Here is a 20,674-nt window from a genome sequence, read left to right on the forward strand (position 1 = left end):
TTTAACAAAACAGGCTCATTCAACTATTTGAATATCAAGACTTTCTCTTTATTTCTTATCCCGAACTCAGGTTATTACTATGTTTTTAATACGCAAAAGCCACCAACTAATGATAGCCGAGTTAGAAGAGCATTATCAGTATCAATTAATAGAGAAGTTATCACGAATAAAATATTAGCTGATGGCGAGAAAGCCGCTTATCGTTTTATACCCGATATCATTGCTGATTTTACCTCGGAAAGAGGTTTTTATGATGGCTATGGCCAAAAAGAGTTAGATGAGCAAGCTAGAGTTCTATTGCATTTAGCGGGATTTAGTAGCCATAATCCGTTAAAGCTTTCTCTGGTGTACAATAATTCAGAAAATAATAAAAAGGTGGCTACTGCTATCGCCTCTATGTGGAAAAGAAAATTAGGTGCTGAGATAACTTTGATTAATCAGCAATGGAAAACTTACACTGAAAGTCGTAATGCAGCTCATTTTAATGTGCTGGGTGCTGCTAGAGTTGCTGAATATAATGAGCCATCGAGTTTTTTAAATGTCATGACATCTTCCAACGCTGGTAATTGGGCCAAATTCAAAAATAATGACTATGACGAAATGGTTGCATCAGCCATGATGGAAAAAAATAGTAAAAATCGTAATCGATTTTATAATCGAGCAGAAAAAATGTTGTTAACTCAATCGCCTATTGCACCAATATACTATTACAGTCGCGGCTATTTAATTAAATCTTGGTTAAAGGGCTATCCAGTCAACAATCCAAAAAGTGTAAGTTATAGTCATACCCTTTATGTTATTAAACATTAATTCAATGCTAAATTAGCCTCCATAATGCAGGGCAGTGATGAAATTATGCCCTGAATATCATCTAGTGTGCAAAATTGTAAATTAAACAACTAGAATCGATAACCTAAACCAATATTAAATCCATTCACTGTGGGATTTGACAGATAGTCATCCTTATTTGCTCCTTCATAGCCTAAATAGAGGCTTAGCATGTTGACTGGGTTGATTTTTATGCCGACTCCCCAACTAAGGCCTGTGTTATGCTTCATTTAATTCAGCGTTATATTATCGAATTTTTCTCGATGTTTTAGGGTAAAACGAGCAAATCCGATAGTGCCATATAAAGTTAAGTAATCATTGAAACGATAACTGGGGCCGGTTTGTAAGCTGAGGTAATCGATGTTCACTTTATGTTTAACTGGTTGATAGGAATAATTGTAACTACGCCAATATTGATTGCCTTTATTCCAGCTTATCGACATTAATACTCCCCAATGGTTATCTATTTGGTAGTCATAATTAATATTTAGACCAGTAAGCGAATTACCATGATAATAGAGATTAGAGTAGCCTAGACTGAATGTTTGCGATTGAGGTGAAGCTGAAAATCCTATTGCTGAAAAAAATAAATTAGTTATTAATGTAAAAATAACGGTTTTTTTCATAACTGTCTCTAGTTTATGTTTTGTATGATAAATTATTTTAATCATTTTTCACTTGTTATCAACTTTTTATTAATTTGTTTTTAATTTTAATTCATTGAATTAAAATGCATTATTAATTATTTTTAATTTTATTATTTTTTATAATGAATAATGGTATATAAAACCGCTTAGTAACATGAAAAATAAAATATCAAACGCAATTAATCCTATAACAATCGAGTAAGAAAGCTTTAATTAAGCAGAAATACGACTATTTTTAAAAGGAAAAGAACAAAAATTGACCGTAATAGTGGGATATTTGTTGTGGCTATTTATGGCTCAATAATTCAGGGCTCTGAACCTGTGCATGCTTACCAATTAGATGGAGAAGGTGGATTTATTGCTATCGATGTTAATGCGGAAGCGACACCACAAATGCCATTTTGGCTTCACTATGATTATAGAAATAAAGCCAGTTATCAATGGATAAAGCATTCTGGATTATTCAATTCAACCATCAAAGATGGACTAACAGGAAATATTAATCGGTTGCGTATAATAAGAACTGGTGAGGGTACATTGGTTAATTTACAAACGATTAATAAAAATATTGGTGACCGGCCTGAACAGCTAGTTGCCTTTCGTATTTATATTAATAATCAGATAATTATTTCTAGTCGACATCGCAAAGTTAAATCTCTTGAGCCTGTTATTGACGATCTTAATCATCATGTTGGCGCAAAAACGAGCGGAGAATGGTTAGTCGAAGTTGCTGATTCGATTAACGATGAAGTGAGTGATTTTACGATATTTTGCATGATCGTTTAATTAAAATGGAAGAAAAGATCTTAACTGAAGAGATCCCTGAACGAGGAAAATTAGCGTTATTAAGAAGACAGATTATTATTGTGCGCCGCTATATTCTACTCAACGAGATGTTTTTGCTCGTTTAGCGACAGAAAAATTTTTATGGGTGAGCGATGATGATCGCCACCGCATGCAGGAAAATGCCGAAAGGCTTGGGCGCTGTATTGATGAATTAGATGGTTTTGTTGCTCGTACCGCTGTAATTACCGATGAAATTAATGCGTTGATATCAGAGGCAACAAATAAACGGATTTATATTATGTCAATGTTAGCGATTGTCTTTCTTCCATCAACCTTTTTAACCGGATTATTTGGGGTTAACCTCAATGGTATACCTGGTAGTGAATTTAAATTTGCATTTAGTGTTTTTTGTTTATTATTAAGCTGCTTAATTAGTTTTGTTATCTGGTGGTTAAAAAGAGGGAAGTGGCTATAAAATAAAACATTTTCCAATATGAAATTTCCAGTTATTTAGTTTAGCAAAAAATAAATTGAGCTATATCAAGAAGTTTTAACCTTAACTAGGGCAGAATTGATTTTGCAGGTGAATGCAACGTTAAGCGATGAACGTTGTGCTCCATAATTGTAGTTTTTCTCATATTGAGTTCTTATACAGAATAATTGACTACTATCAGCCGATGTTTAATACATCGGCTTTTTTTTATTTTATTTCAACTATATTAACCTGATCTGAGGGAGAATTATCTTGGTGGGTGTTGATGATGGGAAACGTTTCTTTATCAAATGCTAAATCGCCACCATTAATAATGTTGCTGGTATGATTAATTTGTTTGAAATTGAATAGGTTGCTATCGCATAAATGCGAAGGAACAATATTTTGCATCGCTTGAAACATAGTCTCAATTCGTCCTGGGTACTGTTTATCCCATTCTCTTAGCATATTGCCGATAACTTGCCGTTGTAAATTGGGTTGGGAACCACAAAGATTGCAAGGAATAATTGGAAATGCTTTAATTTTTGCGTAGTTGGCAATATCTTTTTCCCTGCAATAAGCTAAGCAACTGTCTTGAACAGTATATTTATGGAGCAACGTTATGATACGACTCATCCCATTCTTGGTTCTTTCTGAGAATCGCATTCAGGATAGTCAGCAGTTTGCGCATACAGGCAACCAGCGCCACTTTTTTGGCTTTTCCTGCTGCAACCAGCCGTGTGTAAAATGCTTTTATCACCGGATTGAAACGAGTTGCAACCAGTGCAGCCATGTACAAAGAGGTTCGAACTCCGGCCCGACCGCCAAAAATGGTTCGTCGGCCACGCATGGTTCCCGAGTCTCTATTAACAGGAGCTACCCCAACCAGTGCACTGATCTCCCTGCGCGAGAGTTTCCCTAACTCAGGGACTTCTGCCAGCAATGTAGCAGCAGTCATCATACCAATGCCTTTGATAGTACTTAGCCGCTCTGCAAGCTCGTTGAAATGATCCGTAATATGCTTATGCATATCCTCGTCAATCCGTTTAAGTTCATTTTCTAGTGCATTGATGATGTTACTGATGCTTTTTCTGTTTTGCGGGTGAGATGGATGCATCCGGTTTCTTTCAGCTACAAGCATTGCAATCAGCTGGCGTCTGCGCACCACCATAGCAGCAAGAATCTGACGCTCTGCATCAGGAATAGCCTGGATAAAACGTGACCGCTCAGGATGGCGGTTAATGACATCAGCCATCTGAGCTAAAACTCTGGCATCTATTCTATCAGTCTTTGCCAGATAGCCCATGGATCGAGCAAAGTCTCTGGCTTGCCTGGGATTGATAACGGCAACATCAAAACCTTCAGCCTGAAGAGCGCATGCAATCGCTGCCTCGAGACCACCTGTAGCTTCCATCAGAATCAAGGCTATGTTGTTCTTTTTCAGTTGATAAATGATGGTATCGAACCCGTCAGGGTTATTGCTGACTCTGAACTGCTCAATGTTATTGGTGCCTGCAATATCCAATGAAGCTTTAGAAACATCAATTCCTACACAAATTGGATTTAGCTGACTCATATTACCCATCCTTGCAAATACGTTATGAATTACGGACAACTGTTCGGGTTTCAGATGAGTGGCTAAGTGTATGCATCATTCGCTTTGCTACGGGCTATAAACCCCAGGGACAATCGGATTACATACACCTTGCCAAATCTAATCGCTATTATTATAACCAAATTTCAAGATACAAGGGACAATCGGATTACATACACCTTGCCAAATCTAATCGCTATTATTATAACCAAATTTCAAGATACAAGGGACGAATAACGATATGTTTACCATCGTCACTCATTAGCTTAGTGGGCATCCCTTTGAGTTTGCCACCATAAAACATATTGAGAAATACAGTTTGTAAAATATCATCGCGGTGGTGGCCTAACGCAATTTTAGTGGCTCCTAGTTCGCTGGCAGTCCGGTATAAAATACCGCGACGCAGACGAGAGCATAGTGAGCAGGTAGTTTTTCCTGCCGGAATTTTCTCCTTCACAATACCGTAGGTATTTTCTTCAACTATTTGGTATTCAATACCGAGTTTGTTGAGATAGGATGGCAAAATGTCGGCAGGGAAACCTGGTTGTTTTTGGTCAAGGTTGACGGCAAATAAAGTAAAATTTACTGGTGCACTTTTTTGTAAATTTTGTAATATTGATAATAGGGTGTAACTATCTTTGCCGCCAGAAAGGCAAACCATAATGCGATCATTTTCTTCAATCATATTGAAATCAGCGATCGCCTGGCCAACGTTACGACGTAACTTTTTTTGTAGTTTATTAAAGTTATATTGTTCTTTTTGTTGATTCATATTTATTACTAATGTATTAAAGGTAATCGATTTTATTATCAAAAGAATGATTTTTAAATCCACAGCGATAAGAAAATGTGACCAGTTTAGGCTAGTTTAAAGCAAAAGAAAACTTTTGCTGGTTATTTTAGTTTTACCCCACATACTGGCAATCAACGCTTCGATTATCTTACCATTGTGATGATTAGTTTATATTTAGGAGTATAAATGAACGGATTGGCATATCTATTAATATCGATTGTGGCTGAAGTGATTGCAACCACATCATTAAAGGCTTCCGATGGTTTTACCCGTTTGTTGCCATCGATTATTGTTGTTATTGGTTATAGCATTTCATTTTTTGGTTTATCACAAGTAGTCAAAATGATGCCATTAGGCATTGCCTATGCTATTTGGTCTGGTTTAGGGATCGTGCTGGTGTCTGTGGCAGCGTTGTTCCTTTATCAGCAAAAATTAGATTGGACCGCCATTTTAGGTATTTTGTTGATTATTTCTGGAGTTTTAGTTATTAATCTGGTTTCTAAAAGTAGTGTTCATTGATAATCATTAAAGGAGCATTAGTTAATGATCTTTTAACTCTAATACTTATTTAGCTATTTGACTATTTTCAGCTGAAAACCTGCACTATTTTCATCAAATTGCCATAGTGAAAGCTGGACTGATAACTATTAGTCCAGCTCAAATTGTCTTAATGACTATTTTTTTAAACCATAAAAATTGGCTTAACAAGACAATTATTGCCACCAAGAAATAAGCAATAAAAATAATTAATAACCATACGGGCATTTCAATATTCAAAAATGACCATTGTTTTTGGCTACAGTCACCGTAGGCTTCAAAAACAGTCGGTAACCAGCGGTTAAGTGGCAGCCATGAAGGAAAGTTAACGACAAAATCACATGAATCAAAAGGAGAGGGATAGAGTTGTAGTCGGGTATGTTCCAAGGTTAATTTCAATCCTTCCCAGCTACTATATAACCATAAAATTAGTGCTACTAAGCGAAAAGCACTTTTTGGTGCCATGGCAGCAATTAAACCTGCCGCTAAGATAGCAAATATCGCTATCCGTTCGTAAATGCATAATACGCAGGGTCTAAGTCCCATACCGTGTTGAAAATAAAGTGCAATAATTTCTAACATACAGGCGCTAGTAGCTAGTAGCAACCAAGCTTTTCTGGTTTGAGAGTATGAGTAAAAAAATTTAAACATGTTCATTCTATTCCATTATCTCGATAAGTTAGTTAGGCAAGCATATGATCTTATTTTGTTTACGACAAAAAAAACAGCTAATTTAAATTAGCTAATAAGATAGGATAATGAATTAAATTGTTAAAATGAATTTTCTATTTAGCCGATAGTTTTTGCTTAAAATGACAGGGGAATGCTATTATTTTCAAATAAATAATAGCATTATTAATAAAAAGTTATTTGGCTATATTTATCAAGCCTAATGAAGCGAACCACTCTGTTACCGGGATCAACCATAGTTCTACGGCTAGTAAACCGACTAGCGTCATAACAATAGTATAAGGTAAAGCCATGATAACCATTCGACCATATGAAAGGCGGATAAGTGGTGAAAGCGCTGAAGTTAATAAAAACAGAAAAGCGGCTTGACCGTTTGGCGTTGCGACTGAAGGTAAATTAGTCCCCGTATTAATGGCAACTGCCAGATATTCATATTGTTGACGTGATATTAATCCCGCTTTTAACGCACTCATCGCTTCATTTATATAGACAGTGCCAACAAAAACATTATCTGAAATGGCAGAAAGTAACCCATTGAATAAATAAAATAAAACAAGTTGCGATGATTCTGAAGACTGTAATACAAATTGAATAAATGGCGTAAAAAGGTGTTGATCGATAATGACTGCCACAATTGAGAAAAATACTGTTAATAAGGCGGTAAAGGGTAAAGCTTCTTCAAATGCTTTGCCAATGGTGTGCTCATCAGTTATGCCGCAAAATGAGGTTATTAAGATTATTACAGATAAACCAATTAAGCCGACTTCTGCAAGATGGAAAGCTAAAGCAATAATTAACCAAACGCCTACTAATGCTTGCGTTATTAGTTGCAATTTTTCTCGCCGATCTCGTTTTCTGCTGGCTTTTTTATCGTGGATTTGCAGAATATGGCGGACACTTTCAGGTAATTCAGCGCCGTAACCAAATAATTTAAAACGTTCGACGCAATAGCAAATAATTAAGCCACAAATAAATACCGGCAACGTCACCGGGATCATATGTAAGAAAAAATTACTAAAGTTCCAGCCAACATATTTAGCAATAATTAAATTTTGGGGCTCACCAACCATTGTCATTACGCCACCTAATGCAGTGCCAATGCCGGCGTGCATCATTAGACTACGTAAAAAAGGCCGAAATTGTTCAAGGATCTGGCCCTTTTCGGTCATGTCAGCGTTATTCTCCGGCGCAAGAAGCTCTTTCTGGCTGGATACATAGCTATGATAAATAGAATAAAAACCAATGGCTACACTTATCACAACGGCAATAACTGTTAGTGCGTCTAAAAAGGCCGAAAGGAAAGCGCTTGCTAAACAGAAAGCCAGTGAGAGTACACGTTTAGAATGAATTGACAGTAATAATTTTGTGAAAACAAATAATAGCAATTGTTTCATGAAGTAAATACCTGCAACCATAAAAATCAATAGCAGTATTACTTCAATGTTATTGGCAATTTCATGACTTACTTGTTGTGGTGAAGTCATCCCAATTATTACCGCTTCAATAGCAAGTAATCCGCCAGGCTGTAGTGGATAGCATTTTAGCGCCATGGCAAGGGTAAAAATAAATTCAGCAATCAATAACCAACCGGCAATAAAAGGGTTAACCAAAAAAAAGCACAGCGGGTTGATTATCAAGAAGAAAATAATGGTCAATTTGTACCATTCAGGGGAATTACCAAGGAAATTTTTTAACATAATTTGTCTGATATTTATATTCATTATTACTTGCTTTCCTTCACTAGTATATAAGTAAAATTGGCTAACGTAGCATACTACGTTTTTTATACCAGAAATTAAAAGAACGATTTCCTAATTAACGACAAATTGCATTAAGTCTTTATGGTCAGATTAGTATTTCTTAATAACTCGGCTACCTCAAACTTTTTCATTCTGATATTATCTCGTTTTATTAATTGCAAAAATTTGTTTTAGGTAGATAAAAATATGATTATTAGAGCGCAAAGTCCGGCTAATTTTGCAGAAGAGTATATTGTTGAAAGTATTTGGAATAACCATTTTCCTCCGGGTTCAATTTTACCCGCTGAACGTGAGCTATCGGAGTTAATTGGGGTAACGAGAACAACATTACGAGAAGTTTTACAGCGGCTTGCCAGAGACGGTTGGCTAACTATTCAGCATGGAAAACCAACTAAAGTAAACAATTTTTGGGAAACCTCAGGACTTAATATTTTAGAAACCCTGGCGCGGTTAGATCACAGTGGAGCACCTAAACTGATTGAAGATTTGTTATCAGTTAGAACCAATATTTCAGCTATTTTTATTCGAACTGCCTTTCGTAAAAGTAAATCAAAATCACTAGAGATATTATCAATAAGAGAGAATATAAAAGATTGTTCTGAAGCATTTAGTACCGTTGATTATAATATTTTTCGTGGACTCGCATTTGTCTCTGGTAATCCTATCTATGGCTTGATCCTAAATGGTTTGAAAGGATTATATACCCGTGTTGGCCGTTACTATTTTTCTGATCCTAAGGCGCGTCAGCTTGCTTGCCGTTTCTACCATGATTTAGCCAAAATATGTGAACAAGAAAACAATGATCTGGTGTTAGATCGGGTTCGTAGTTATGGCAAAGATAGTGGCAATATTTGGCGTGAGATGAAAGATAAAGACAATATGATAAATAATTTGTCTGAATTACGTTAAACTCGTTGCATAGTTAATGCGCTATCAGCCTATTTTTATTCCCTCATCAAAAGTGAGGGCGTTAATTGAGATAGTGGCTATTAGTGTAAAATACTAATAAATTTTAACAATCTTGCTTATTATTTCTGCATAAAAATCGCAAAGCTATAACATTACGTCTTGCATCTTGATGCTACGCACACCTAAGGTTAATGACATGCGGGCAGGTTTTTCACCTGCTGGTTGCATTGGTTGGCTAATATGGGCTGTTTCTAAACATAGCATTTTTTTGTAACCATCGCTGGTCATATCTTTTATGGTACTGGATAGTTCAGCGCCCGGATTCCAACATACTATGTCGCTATGATGGTAATGTTGTATTTCTAAAATACGTTGCCAATTTTTATCATACACCAAATTACAATCATCGGATTCAGTATAAATACGATCAGTTCGTGTGGTTATATAAGTTTTTGTCTCTTCTGTGTAAACATCACGATCAGCTACTTTATCAATATAATGTTTGCCTAGTACCATAATATTCAAATTCAATTTCACAGGTCGCTGCTAATTTTAAGCGCATTATTAAGGTAAATTCATGTGGCCATATCTTTTTTGTTATTTCATTATCAGAAAGTGTTAGGGTAAGGATCACACTATCTGTAAGCTCACTATGCGCTGTCAATTGCCATTCCTGTAAACGAGCAAAACCATGACTTGGTTGAGAGACCAGGCCAAACCATGGCTAGCAGATAGGAATTCCGCTGCGAATAGCGGTATTTTTTCGGAATAGACTATTTTTACTCAGCCATAAATAGGCTTTATCTCCCTCGGGCTGCCAGCTAAGTAGCTGTGCTCCTTGCAGACTGACTGCGGCACTCACTTTAGGATGAGAAACAATAATGACTGGAATTTCATCAAGCTGTCGAAGTGTAATATAGGATGAAATTGTTTCTTTTACAGGTAAGCTAAACAGCGTCGTGTCATTCATCATTCTCGTCCTTTTTATATTTTTATGATTAGAAATTAGCTAGTTTAAAAATATCGTTGGATTATATGCCAGAATGAAAAAAGCCGCCATTAATGGCGGCTTGAAGCGAATAATTACGCTATTTATTTAGCAATATGAGCAATTAAATCTAAAACTTTATTTGAATAACCGGTTTCATTATCGTACCAGGCTACTAATTTTACAAAACTGTCGTTTAAGGCAATACCCGCTTTAGCATCAAAAATTGATGTTAGTTTGTCGCCATTAAAGTCTGTGGAAACGACATCATCTTCGGTGTAACCAAGAATGCCTTTTAATTCACCATTTGCTGCCTGTTGGATCGCCTGGCAAATTTCTTTATAAGTGGCAGGTTTATTCAAACGAACGGTTAAGTCAACAACTGAGACATTCGGGGTTGGAACACGGAAAGCCATACCGGTTAATTTGCCGTTCAATTCAGGAATAACCTTACCAACAGCTTTAGCGGCGCCGGTTGATGAAGGAATGATGTTTTGTGAAGCACCACGTCCACCACGCCAATCTTTAGCTGAAGGTCCGTCAACGGTTTTTTGCGTGGCAGTCGTTGCATGAACGGTGGTCATCAGACCTTCAATGATACCAAATTTATCATTGATAACTTTCGCTAATGGGGCTAGGCAGTTTGTGGTACAAGAGGCATTAGAAACAATATCTTGACCACTATAGGTGCTATGATTAACGCCCATTACAAACATCGGGGTATCATCTTTAGAAGGACCAGTTAAAACGACTTTTTTAGCGCCCGCCGCAATATGTTTGCGTGCTGTTTCATCAGTTAAGAAAATACCTGTTGCTTCTGCAACCACATCGACACCAACTTCATTCCATTTCAAGTTAGCAGGATCTTTCTCTGCCGTGCAGCGAATAGTTTTACCATTAACCACTAGATGACCATCTTTAACTTCGACAGTACCGTTGAAGCGGCCGTGGGTTGAGTCATATTTCAGCATATAGGCCATATAATTGGCATCTAATAAATCATTGATTGCTACGATTTCGATATCTTTACGCTCTTGGGCAGCACGAAAAACAATACGGCCAATACGACCGAAACCATTAATACCTACTTTGATAGTCATAGTATTTCCACCAGCTATATTTTATTTAATTTAAAAGAATTCAATATTGTTTCTATCGTTACCAAAACCTTGTTGGCAAACATACAAAAGGTGCTTTATATGTCAATTTTTCTGGTAATTGACACGATTCCGCTTGACGGATAGCAAGCTAAGGTCAATGTTTTGATTCACTATTATCGTTCTGGATAAAGAGATTTAAAGTGAATATTGCTAATATATGTGAATTATATCACAAATCCGACTAGAAAGACCCGGTTTATCGGGTTAAAAATAATTGAGATGGTTTAGTGTTAACTTTTGGTCATCATATGAATATAATTACTTTTACTAGAAAATAAGGAAAGCTTTCTTATGACTGAAAAAGAACATAAACGCATTAAGTCAAATAAACTTAATAAAATGCAACATCATGTCACGCAAGAAGCCGGAACCGAGCCACCTTTTTCAGGTAAATTACTACATAATCAACGAGAAGGTATTTATTACTGTCTCTGTTGCTATGCGCCGCTTTTTCTATCACAAACAAAATTTGATACTGGCTGTGGCTGGCCAAGTTTTTATCAACCAATTAATGATCAAGCCGTCAGTTATATTGATGATTTTTCCCACGGTATGCAGCGGATAGAAGTGCGTTGCCGTCACTGTAACGCACATTTAGGCCATGTTTTTGCCGATGGCCCACAACCGACTGGGCAACGTTATTGTATTAATTCTGTTGCATTAAGTTTTACTGATCAACAATCTGGCGAAGTAACTGAGGGTTAAGTAAGGTTTACACGACGATAAAAAAGAGAAGGGAAGAAATATGGAGCTTAATGATCTGGTTAATTTAATGATAGTCGATATTTATCAACGATTGCTGACTGCCGTTGAGTTGGGCAAGTGGCCTGATGGTGTTGTGTTAACGCTCGAGCAAAAAGAAAATAGTCTGCAAGCTATTATGCTTTGGCAGGCTAGACATAACCATGATGCTCAGCATATGACGGTGGGCACCGATGGGAATATCATTTTGAAAACAAAAGATGAGCTAAAGCGATTGTTTGATAGTGAACAGCAGCAATAAGCAAAATTTATTCAATGTTAATAATAGATTGCAGCTCCTTAGCTAAGTGCATTAGTTACAATCATAGATTGCGTCAGCAAATCAGAAGATGTTATTAATTTAGCACCAGCTAATACCATTTCTTGTAATGCGTTATGACTATCTTCTGGATGAAGATTAACGCCCCTACAACCATCTTGAATAACCGTTACTTGATAACCTAGTTGCACTGCATCAAGGACGGTAAATTTTACACAGTAATCTGTTGCTAACCCCATAATATATAGATGTTTGATTTTATTTTCTGTTAGCCAACGATCTAACTTACACGAGTTTCGCACAGGCATATAAAATTCTAGAAATGGCTTAAAAGCAATGATCAATCTGCAAGTTACTAAAACACATGAATTTTCTTAAATTATAATAAGTTGTATTTGATTTATAAGGTTTTATCTATTTATATATTATGCTGAATTAAACTTAAAAATAGCGCGTTTTTTTATTGGTGCGAAACTCGTGACTTAGTTGCATGTTGATGATCATTATCAAAAAAAAACACTATAACTATCGATTGTGGCATTGATCCCTTTTTGAAAAGTTGCTTGAATGGCTGACTGATTAAGTGCTGGATGGAATTGTGCTCCTTTCTGATGTTGCACACGGTGAACTGGCCACCAAATTTGGCGTAGGCCATTAAGATTCCCCTCGGTGCCTACCTGAGTTCCTGAGTTGACAGCAAAACTTAAGTGATCAGCAGGATGCCAGTCCTGGCTGGCAATAACAACGATATTTTGTTGCTGGCAGTAGGTGATAACATTATTAGCTGTACCAATAACGCTTTCACTATCTAATACTTCTAGGGCGCCCGCTTTACAAAAGTCATTTTGCAGATCGACCAGCAATAATGCAGTATTAGTCATTATGTCGTCCTTAATAATTGTCACTATAGCTAAGTTCACCGCGCAAATTTTTTTGCATCAGCGTACGAATATCATTTGAAGATAAAGATTGACTAAGTAAATAATGAAGCTTGGTAAGGGTTGCCTCAAAAGTCATGTCATAACCACTAATAACACCAACTTTGGCTAATGCGTGCCCGGTTGCATACCCATTCATGTTAACTCGTCCAGAGAGGCATTGTGTCAAATTAATGACGATAATATCGTGTTGACAGGCCTTTTCAAGGCATTTTAACAACTCAGTTTGTGAGGCGCATTACCAACACCGTAAGAACGGAGAATGAGTGCTTTGGTGGGTTGCAATAAGATGTTTTCGATACTTTGTACTGAAATCCCAGGATAAATAGTAACAACCCCAATGGGTTGAGGGGTGATTTTATGGCTGCTGAAATTGCCGTCATTTTTTGGCAATGGACAGCTTTGTAAACAACGGATATGAATACCCGCATCAATCAATGGTGGACAATTAGGAGAAGTAAAGGCATCAAAACCATCAGCATGTGATTTGACGGTCCGGTTACCTCTAAATAATTTGTTATTAAAAAACAGCGTCACTTCATTGATAGGGTAATTTGCCGCCAAGTACAAGGCATTAAGAAGATTAGTTTGGCCATCTGATCTTAACGCTTCCAGCGGTATTTGTGACCCTGTCACGATAATCGGTTTATCTAGGTTATCAAACATAAATGAGAGTGCAGAGGCGGTAAATGCCATCGTATCAGTACCATGTAGAATAACAAAACTATCATAGTTTTCATAATTATCACTAATATAATCCGCAATGCACTGCCAATCTTGTGGTGTCATATTAGCGGAATCAATTAAAGGATTATGTTCACGAATAGTGAAATTTGGCATTTCAGCGCGATGAAATTCTGGCATGCTGCTCAGTTGTTTTTGTAGATGGCCGGAGGCTGGCACGTATCCATGGGTTGAATATTGCATGCCAATAGTGCCGCCTGTGTAAACCACATAGATGGATTTTTTTCCATTCTCTTTACCTAACGATATGAATAAGTGAAAATTGATAAATTTAAAGAATTATAAAGTAGTTAGCTAATAAAATCTGTGGGATATTAAATATTAATATAAAATAAAGCGCCCATATGCAGGGCGCTAGAGTTGAACAATGATGGCTATTTATTAATAAACTTCACCACAATTTAAACAAAATGCGTAGCGATTTTGTGGATCATTCATATGCTGGTAAAATTTGATTTGCTGCTGCAGGTCGTTAGTCATTTTTTGCGGAAGTAACAATTGCAGTGTATTGGGCATGATTGCCTCAGCGCTTGAAGTTAATTCAAGTATTAATTGATCAATAAAAGAACGTTCAGGCTGCATCCAGTCAAGCGATGGCGTAGTGACTTTAGCTAACTCAGCCGCTTTATTTACAGCATCGTCAAAATCACCCAGTTTATCAACCAAACCGTTTTGTAGCGCGTTTGAACCTACCCACACCCGACCTTGAGCGATTTTATCTATCTCTGCCGGTGTTTTATGGCGCGCCTGAGCAACATATTTTAGAAAGGTGTTATAGCCATTTTCTATGGTGATTTGCATCATGTCAGAAAATTGTTTATTAATCCCTTTTGTAGCTGAGATATCCGCTAATGGCGTGGTAGAGACCCCGTCAGTATAAACGCCAATTGTATCTAAGCTTTTTTCAAAGGTATTTATCACACCAAAAATACCAATTGAACCGGTCAGGGTTGTTGGACTGGCAAAAATATAATTGGCCGGTGTTGAAATCCAATAACCTCCTGATGCTGCCATTCCTCCCATCGAAACTACAATAGGTTTATTGGCCTCGCGGACAGCGACAAGCTCATTCCTTATCGCTTCTGAAGCGGTAACACTGCCACCAGGACTATTAACACGTAATACAATCGCTTTAATATCAGGGTTAAGTCTTGATTTACGTATTTGCGCTACCGTTGTTTCGCTGCCAACCATGCCAGGCTCTTGTGGTCCATCTATAATGGCGCCTTGGGCAATTATCACAGCGATATTTCCAGCTTGCTCATCGGATTCTTTTTGTCGCATTAGCTGATTTTGCTGGGGTTGTTCATTGGCATAATCATAGATACTGATGTAATTAAAATGTTGCTCTTTATCATTCCAGCCAAATTTTTTGCTTAACTCTTTCTCCATAACTGCGCCGGTAAATATATGATCAATGAGTTTTTGTTTAACCGCATATTGCGCACTATCACCATTGACGCTTTTCATTTCTTCAATCAATTTATCAGCACCAGGGAAGATATTTTCTGGCGTCATTTGTCGGTTTTGCGCCACGGTTGATAAATAATGTTGCCATAGTGAACCAATCCAGACTTTATCGGCTTCACGTGCTTCAGGTGACATATTGTCACGAATAAATGGCTCTACTGCTGATTTATAGGTGCCAACACGGAAAATATGGCTATTGACTTTTAGGTTATCCAGTAGCGTCTTATAAAAGAGTTTATTGGTTGAAAAACCGTAAATTCCGACATGACCCTGTTGTGACATATAGATATGATTGGCAAAACTGGCTAAATAATATTGCGATTGATTATAGCCATTACCTACAGCGTAAATATGTTTTCCCGCTTGCTTAAACTCTATCAACGCCTTACCAATATATTGTAAAGATGGCTGGTCGGAACCAATCAGATTATCCAGTTGTAAAACGATACCGGTAATTTTGTCGTCATAGGTTGCCCGGCGGATAATATTTACAATGTCAAATAAGGAGTTTTCTTGCATGCGTTTGCTTGATGGGCCTAACAATTCGCGGCTCATTTTACCAAGAGGATTAGGGATAGAGACTTGATCAACAATTACACCTTGTAGATCAATAAGTAGCGCCCCATGATATTGGCTCGTCGATTTTTTTTCACTTTTATAGGCAAAGTAACTGTTTGCTGCGATAAAGATCAAAAAAAGACAGATAAAACTGGTGACAAATCGTCTGATAAAATTAAGTAATCGCCAACTAAATTTAAAGCAGGTTGCGATTAAATTCCATGGGTTTCGCATGTGATCTCCAATTATATGATTAACATATTTATCTTAAAAGGACATAAGATAATTGTCAGCCATAACTCATAGAATAATTAAAAATATTATTTTATTGCTATTCAAGCTGATTGAAAATGTTACCTTACTATACTAATGCTGATGATAATATTCTATTTTTTAGAAACATACTTATAAAATGGTCATTTCTACGCTATTTGTAGCTATGCAAATAGTTGCAATATAAGTGAATTTCAACAAGGAGGAATCTATGGATGCTTTAACACTATTATTAACCCGTCGTTCCATGAGTCATTTGACAACACCGGCGCCTGAAGGTCAATCACTGGATAATATTTTGGCAGCCGGAATGCGAGCTCCTGATCATGGTACGTTACGCCCCTGGCATTTTGTGGTGATCCAAAATCAAGGGCTCGATAAATTTGGACAGTTACTGGAAAAAGCCGCAATTAACGCTAACTTAGGCAAAGAAGCTGAAGATAAAGCCAAAAAAGCACCTCTACGAGCTCCGTTAATTATTGCTGTTATTGCTAAAATTGTCGTCGATACAAAAATTCCTGCCTGGGAGCAAGTTATTACTGCTGGTTTTTGTGTTCATGCTATGCAGATGGCTGCTGTTGCTCAAGGATTTGGTGGCATCTGGCGTACCGGCTCTTGGACTACTGATCCGGTGGTGAGATCAGGTTTAGCTTGCCAACAAGATGATAAAATTGTTGGCTTCCTCTATTTAGGAACGCCAAAATTTAATCCTACAATGAAAAGTTCTTCAGCGGATATAAAGGATTTTGTGACTTATTTTTAAAGGAAAAAATATGCCATCGGAAATCAAATTAACCCAATTTAGTCATGGAGCGGGTTGTGGTTGTAAAATTGCGCCAAATATATTGGAGACTATTTTATATAGTGAACGTAAAAAATTTAATGATCCTCATTTGCTGGTTGGTAACGAGACTAACGATGACGCTGCTGTTTATGATCTTGGCAATGGCGTAGGGATTATTAGTACCACGGATTTTTTTATGCCAATAGTGGATTCTCCGATTGATTTTGGGCGTATTGCTGCCACTAATGCAATTAGTGATATTTATGCGATGGGTGGTAAACCCATTATGGCGATTGGGATATTAGGTTGGCCCATTAATAAAATCCCAGCTGAGATAGCCCAGCAAGTGATTGAAGGCGGGCGGGTGGTTTGTCAGGATGCCGGTATATCACTTGCGGGTGGTCATTCGATCGATGCGCCAGAACCGATATTTGGTCTTGCCGTGACAGGTGTTATTAATACCGCTAAAGTAAAAAAGAATAGTACTGCAGTTGCGGGTAGCCAATTATTTTTAACTAAACCATTAGGAATTGGTATTCACACAACGGCAGAAAAGAAAAAATTATTGTTACCTGAACATCAAGGGTTAGCGACTCAGATTATGTGTCAATTACACGAGTTTCGCAATCTCCAAAAAAGAAGTATAAATTTAAAAACAAGAAAAAATCAGGGTGTTCATATTTTGTCGGGTTATCCATGTATTAAAGATATCTATAAAACATTCTTACAAGTAAGCAGTTTAAGATACTCTGGTTTAGCGTTATCAGAAGTAAGCCCATCGCCTTTATCTCATGACACTGTTAGCCGATGGCTAAAAAGTAGATGTTTTAGACCTAAAGACCTATGGCGATTAGTTGAACCTTCTATAGACAAAAAAGCCCTTGCGTACTAATTGCCGATGATACATTGATTGCCAAAACACGTAGTAAAAAAATAGAGATGGTCCATTATCAATATTCAGGTAATGAACATGATGTTATTGCTGGCATAGGTTTAGTTAATTTGCTTTGGCATGATCTGACGAAGGTTGAATCAATTCCTATCAATTATCGTATTTATGATAAAGATTCTGATGGAAAAACAAAAAACACGCACTTTTCCGAAATGCTCACTCTTGCTAAAAAAAGAGGGATCATGCCAGAAGCGGTAGTGATGGATGCTTGGTATTCTAGCCTGGATAACCTGAAATCAATTCGCTCTCATGGTTGGATCTGGGTAACCACGCTGAGGAAAAATAGGATTGTTAACCATAACAAACAACTGAACAAGTTAGACATCTCAGAAGAAGGAACGTCAATACACTTGCGAGGATATGGTTGGGTAACCGTTTTCAAATTTACAGCCAAAAACGGCCGTATTGATTACATAGTAACAAACAAAGAGAATCCCACCCGTCAATACGTCCAATCTATCATGGATGCCCGTTGGTCTGTTGAAGTTTATCATCGAGAAGTTAAACAAAACTGTGGTATTGAACGCTGTCAGGCTCGCACGAGCCGAGCGCAAAGAAATCATATTTTTCTCGCTATTTCTGCGTGGTTTGAACAACATAAACGTCGTATATCTGAAAAAATAACCCTTTATCAACAAAATTGGGACGTAATCAAAAGTGCTATTACTGAGCAAATCCGTGTTTTATTAGCGTACCCAAATTAGTTTTGTGCGAAACTCGTGAATTAAATAAATCAGGCTCAGAATTGGCAAATATTGAAGGAGTTACTGCGATGACCGATGTAACCGGTTTTGGTTTGTTAGGCCATTTAGCTGAAATCTGTCGAGCGGCTGATTTACAGGCGACGGTGGCTTTTTCGCAAATAGCTAAATTACCTCATATTGAAAGTTATATTGAGCAAGGGTGTGTACCAGGTGGAACCCAACGTAATTTTGCCAGTTACGGCCATTTTTTAGGCCAGATGACACCGTTACAACGCAATGTATTATGTGATCCGCAGACCTCAGGAGGACTACTCATGGCGGTGTTACCAACAGCAATTGCTGAAGTTAAACAAATTGCCTGGCAAAATAATTTATCTCTTAGCGCAATCGGTCAATTAGAGCAATCCAAATCTGGCAGAGCGATGATTGAGGTAGTTGAATAACCTATGCGCCGTCTATTTATTGCAGAAAAGCCCAGTTTAGCGCGTGCTATAGCTGATATTTTACCTAAGCCACACAAACGACAAGATGGTTTTATTGTCTGTGGTGATTCGCAATATGTGACTTGGTGTATTGGTCATTTATTGGAGCAAGCTGAACCTGAAGCTTACGATCCTCGTTTAGCGCGTTGGTCATTAACTGATTTACCGATCATTCCTGAAAAATGGCAATTAAAGCCTCGGGCGGCAGTTATTAAGCAACTTAATACTATTAAAGCGCTATTAGTTCAGGCCGATGAGATTGTGCATGCGGGAGATCCCGATCGTGAAGGGCAATTGCTGGTGGATGAAGTGTTAGATTTTTTAGCCTTACCCGATGATAAAAAGCAGTCTGTTCAGCGCTGTTTAATTAGCGATCTTAATCCTCAAGCGGTAGTTAAGGCCATTGAACGGTTAAGAAGTAATCGAGATTTTATTCCACTTTGTGTTTCGGCATTGGCTCGAGCCAGAGCAGATTGGTTATATGGCATAAATATGACGCGGGCTTATACTTTGCTTGGCCAGCGAGGGGGGTATCAAGGGGTATTATCTGTTGGCCGAGTTCAAACGCCAGTACTGGGATTGGTGGTTAGAAGGGATGAAGAGATTGAACATTTTGTTGCTAAAGATTTTTTTGAAGTAAAAGCACATATAATCACGCCGAATAAAGAACGTTTTACCGCTATCTGGCAGCCAAGTGAAGCCTGCATTGATTATCAGGATGAAGAAGGGCGTCTGATTCATCGCCCGTTAGCCGAGCATGTTGCTGCACGAATTACGCAGCAGCCGGCCTTGGTTGTTGCCTATCAAAATAAACAAGAATCAGAAATTGCGCCCTTACCTTATTCTTTGTCGGCTTTGCAAATTGAAGCCGCTAAAAAACATGGCTTAAGTGCCAAGGAAGTTCTTGATATATGCCAACAATTATATGAAAAACATAAAGTTATTACTTATCCTCGTTCCGATAGTCGTTACTTACCGCAAGAGCATTTTGCCAATCGCCATGGGGTATTAAAAGCTATTGCTATAACATCAGCCAGAATTTACACAATTTGAATTGGCTGAATTAGATAAGCAAAATCGCTGTTGGGATGATAAAAAAGTTGATGCACATCATGCAATTATTCCTACCGCTAAAGCAATAGCGGTGCAGCTTGATCAAAACGAAAGCAAAATTTATGCATTGATTGCTGCTCAATATATTATCCAATTTATGGCTAGTGCAAAATTTCATAAACGGGTTATTGAACTGGAGATCGCAGGTGGAAAATTTATCGCCAGAGCTCGCTTTTTGGTCGAACCTGGTTGGCGAGCAATTTTAACTACTAAGGAACGGGATGCGGATAATGATGGTATGCCACTCCCTGAGGTAAAGGTAAAAGATGAGTTATTTTGCGAGCAGGGTGAAGTAATAGAAAAGCAGACTCAGCCACCAAAACCCTTTACTGATGCCACTTTGTTGTCGGCTATGACCGGTATTGCCCGTTTTGTGCAAGATAAGGCGCTGAAAAAGGTATTGCGAGCAACGGATGGTTTAGGAACAGAAGCGACCCGAGCGGGTATTATAGAACTGTTATTTAAACGTAA

General features: G+C 37.7%; 12 protein-coding genes and 11 pseudogenes. 11 read left to right on the forward strand and 12 right to left on the reverse strand.

What is annotated here, in order from left to right:
* The first annotated feature begins 27 nt into the window (after nt 1–27).
* Nucleotides 28–810 (forward strand): peptide ABC transporter substrate-binding protein, encoded by a 783-nt coding sequence (locus V3224_RS04195; RefSeq protein ID WP_334468727.1) that lies wholly within the window; start codon nt 28–30, stop codon nt 808–810.
* 89 nt (nt 811–899) lie between these two features.
* Here the strand turns inward: V3224_RS04195 and V3224_RS04200 are convergent.
* Nucleotides 900–1,499: pseudogene (locus V3224_RS04200) on the reverse strand (Ail/Lom family outer membrane beta-barrel protein).
* Nucleotides 1,500–1,832: 333 nt separating this feature from the next.
* On the opposite strand from V3224_RS04200, the pseudogene zntB reads away from it, so the two are divergent.
* Nucleotides 1,833–2,736: pseudogene (zntB, locus tag V3224_RS04205) on the forward strand (zinc transporter ZntB).
* Between the two features lie 225 nt (nt 2,737–2,961).
* Here the strand turns inward: zntB and V3224_RS04210 are convergent.
* The 3 genes and pseudogenes from V3224_RS04210 to ttcA form a co-directional block, all read right to left on the reverse strand.
* Nucleotides 2,962–3,318, reverse strand: a pseudogene (locus tag V3224_RS04210) (tRNA 2-thiocytidine(32) synthetase TtcA); the annotation flags it as partial.
* A 22-nt stretch (nt 3,319–3,340) separates the two neighbouring features.
* On the reverse strand, nt 3,341–4,309 hold the full coding sequence (locus V3224_RS04215) for an IS110 family transposase (protein ID WP_032115191.1): 969 nt from the start codon (nt 4,307–4,309) through the stop codon (nt 3,341–3,343).
* 241 nt (nt 4,310–4,550) lie between these two features.
* A pseudogene (gene ttcA, locus V3224_RS04220) lies at nt 4,551–5,099 on the reverse strand (tRNA 2-thiocytidine(32) synthetase TtcA); the annotation flags it as partial.
* Nucleotides 5,100–5,306: 207 nt separating this feature from the next.
* Here ttcA and V3224_RS04225 point away from each other — a divergent pair.
* Entirely contained in the window at nt 5,307–5,639 is a 333-nt protein-coding gene (locus V3224_RS04225) for a DMT family transporter (protein ID WP_334468729.1), read from the forward strand.
* Between the two features lie 138 nt (nt 5,640–5,777).
* On the opposite strand, the gene dsbB is transcribed toward V3224_RS04225, so the two are convergent.
* Nucleotides 5,778–6,308: a disulfide bond formation protein DsbB gene (gene dsbB, locus V3224_RS04230; protein WP_334468773.1), complete on the reverse strand. Its 531-nt coding sequence runs from the start codon at nt 6,306–6,308 to the stop codon at nt 5,778–5,780.
* A 215-nt stretch (nt 6,309–6,523) separates the two neighbouring features.
* Nucleotides 6,524–8,068, reverse strand: coding sequence for a sodium/proton antiporter NhaB (gene nhaB, locus V3224_RS04235; protein WP_334468730.1), 1,545 nt, complete (start codon nt 8,066–8,068; stop codon nt 6,524–6,526).
* A 225-nt stretch (nt 8,069–8,293) separates the two neighbouring features.
* Here nhaB and fadR point away from each other — a divergent pair, with 225 nt between their 5' ends.
* Entirely contained in the window at nt 8,294–9,016 is a 723-nt protein-coding gene (gene fadR, locus V3224_RS04240) for a fatty acid metabolism transcriptional regulator FadR (protein ID WP_032114965.1), read from the forward strand.
* A 144-nt stretch (nt 9,017–9,160) separates the two neighbouring features.
* Here the strand turns inward: fadR and V3224_RS04245 are convergent.
* Nucleotides 9,161–9,986: pseudogene (locus V3224_RS04245) on the reverse strand (D-hexose-6-phosphate mutarotase).
* 122 nt (nt 9,987–10,108) lie between these two features.
* Nucleotides 10,109–11,104 carry a glyceraldehyde-3-phosphate dehydrogenase gene (gene gapA, locus V3224_RS04250; RefSeq protein WP_032114966.1) on the reverse strand — a complete coding sequence of 332 codons (996 nt, stop codon included), beginning with the start codon at nt 11,102–11,104 and terminating at the stop codon, nt 10,109–10,111.
* Between the two features lie 351 nt (nt 11,105–11,455).
* On the opposite strand from gapA, the gene msrB reads away from it, so the two are divergent.
* Both msrB and V3224_RS04260 read left to right on the forward strand, forming a co-directional pair.
* Entirely contained in the window at nt 11,456–11,869 is a 414-nt protein-coding gene (gene msrB / locus V3224_RS04255; protein WP_334468732.1) for a peptide-methionine (R)-S-oxide reductase MsrB, read from the forward strand.
* 40 nt (nt 11,870–11,909) lie between these two features.
* Nucleotides 11,910–12,167: a YeaC family protein gene (locus V3224_RS04260; protein WP_334468734.1), complete on the forward strand. Its 258-nt coding sequence runs from the start codon at nt 11,910–11,912 to the stop codon at nt 12,165–12,167.
* Nucleotides 12,168–12,205: 38 nt separating this feature from the next.
* On the opposite strand, the pseudogene V3224_RS04265 reads toward V3224_RS04260, so the two are convergent.
* The 4 genes and pseudogenes from V3224_RS04265 to sppA form a co-directional block, all read right to left on the reverse strand.
* Nucleotides 12,206–12,484 (reverse strand): annotated as a pseudogene (locus V3224_RS04265) (isochorismatase family protein); the annotation flags it as partial.
* A 207-nt stretch (nt 12,485–12,691) separates the two neighbouring features.
* Nucleotides 12,692–13,066 carry a bifunctional nicotinamidase/pyrazinamidase gene (gene pncA, locus V3224_RS04270; RefSeq protein WP_334468735.1) on the reverse strand — a complete coding sequence of 125 codons (375 nt, stop codon included), beginning with the start codon at nt 13,064–13,066 and terminating at the stop codon, nt 12,692–12,694.
* Nucleotides 13,067–13,076: 10 nt separating this feature from the next.
* Nucleotides 13,077–14,050 (reverse strand): annotated as a pseudogene (gene ansA / locus V3224_RS04275) (asparaginase).
* Nucleotides 14,051–14,248: 198 nt separating this feature from the next.
* Nucleotides 14,249–16,129, reverse strand: coding sequence for a signal peptide peptidase SppA (gene sppA, locus V3224_RS04280; protein WP_334468737.1), 1,881 nt, complete (start codon nt 16,127–16,129; stop codon nt 14,249–14,251).
* Between the two features lie 250 nt (nt 16,130–16,379).
* Between sppA and V3224_RS04285 the strand changes: the two genes are divergently transcribed.
* The 5 genes and pseudogenes from V3224_RS04285 to V3224_RS04305 all read left to right on the forward strand — a co-directional run.
* Nucleotides 16,380–16,931, forward strand: a complete 552-nt coding sequence (locus V3224_RS04285) for an NAD(P)H nitroreductase (protein ID WP_334468739.1) — start codon at nt 16,380–16,382, stop codon at nt 16,929–16,931.
* 10 nt (nt 16,932–16,941) lie between these two features.
* Nucleotides 16,942–17,568, forward strand: a pseudogene (selD, locus tag V3224_RS04290) (selenide, water dikinase SelD); the annotation flags it as partial.
* Nucleotides 17,569–17,634: 66 nt separating this feature from the next.
* Nucleotides 17,635–18,608, forward strand: a pseudogene (locus V3224_RS04295) (IS701 family transposase).
* Nucleotides 18,609–18,625: 17 nt separating this feature from the next.
* Nucleotides 18,626–19,051, forward strand: a pseudogene (locus tag V3224_RS04300) (AIR synthase-related protein); the annotation flags it as partial.
* Nucleotides 19,052–19,054: 3 nt separating this feature from the next.
* Nucleotides 19,055–20,674 (forward strand): annotated as a pseudogene (locus tag V3224_RS04305) (DNA topoisomerase III); the annotation flags it as partial.

The sequence above is a fragment of the Arsenophonus sp. PmNCSU2021_1 genome (genome assembly GCF_036919435.1).
In the GTDB taxonomy this organism is placed as follows: domain Bacteria; phylum Pseudomonadota; class Gammaproteobacteria; order Enterobacterales; family Enterobacteriaceae; genus Arsenophonus; species Arsenophonus nilaparvatae.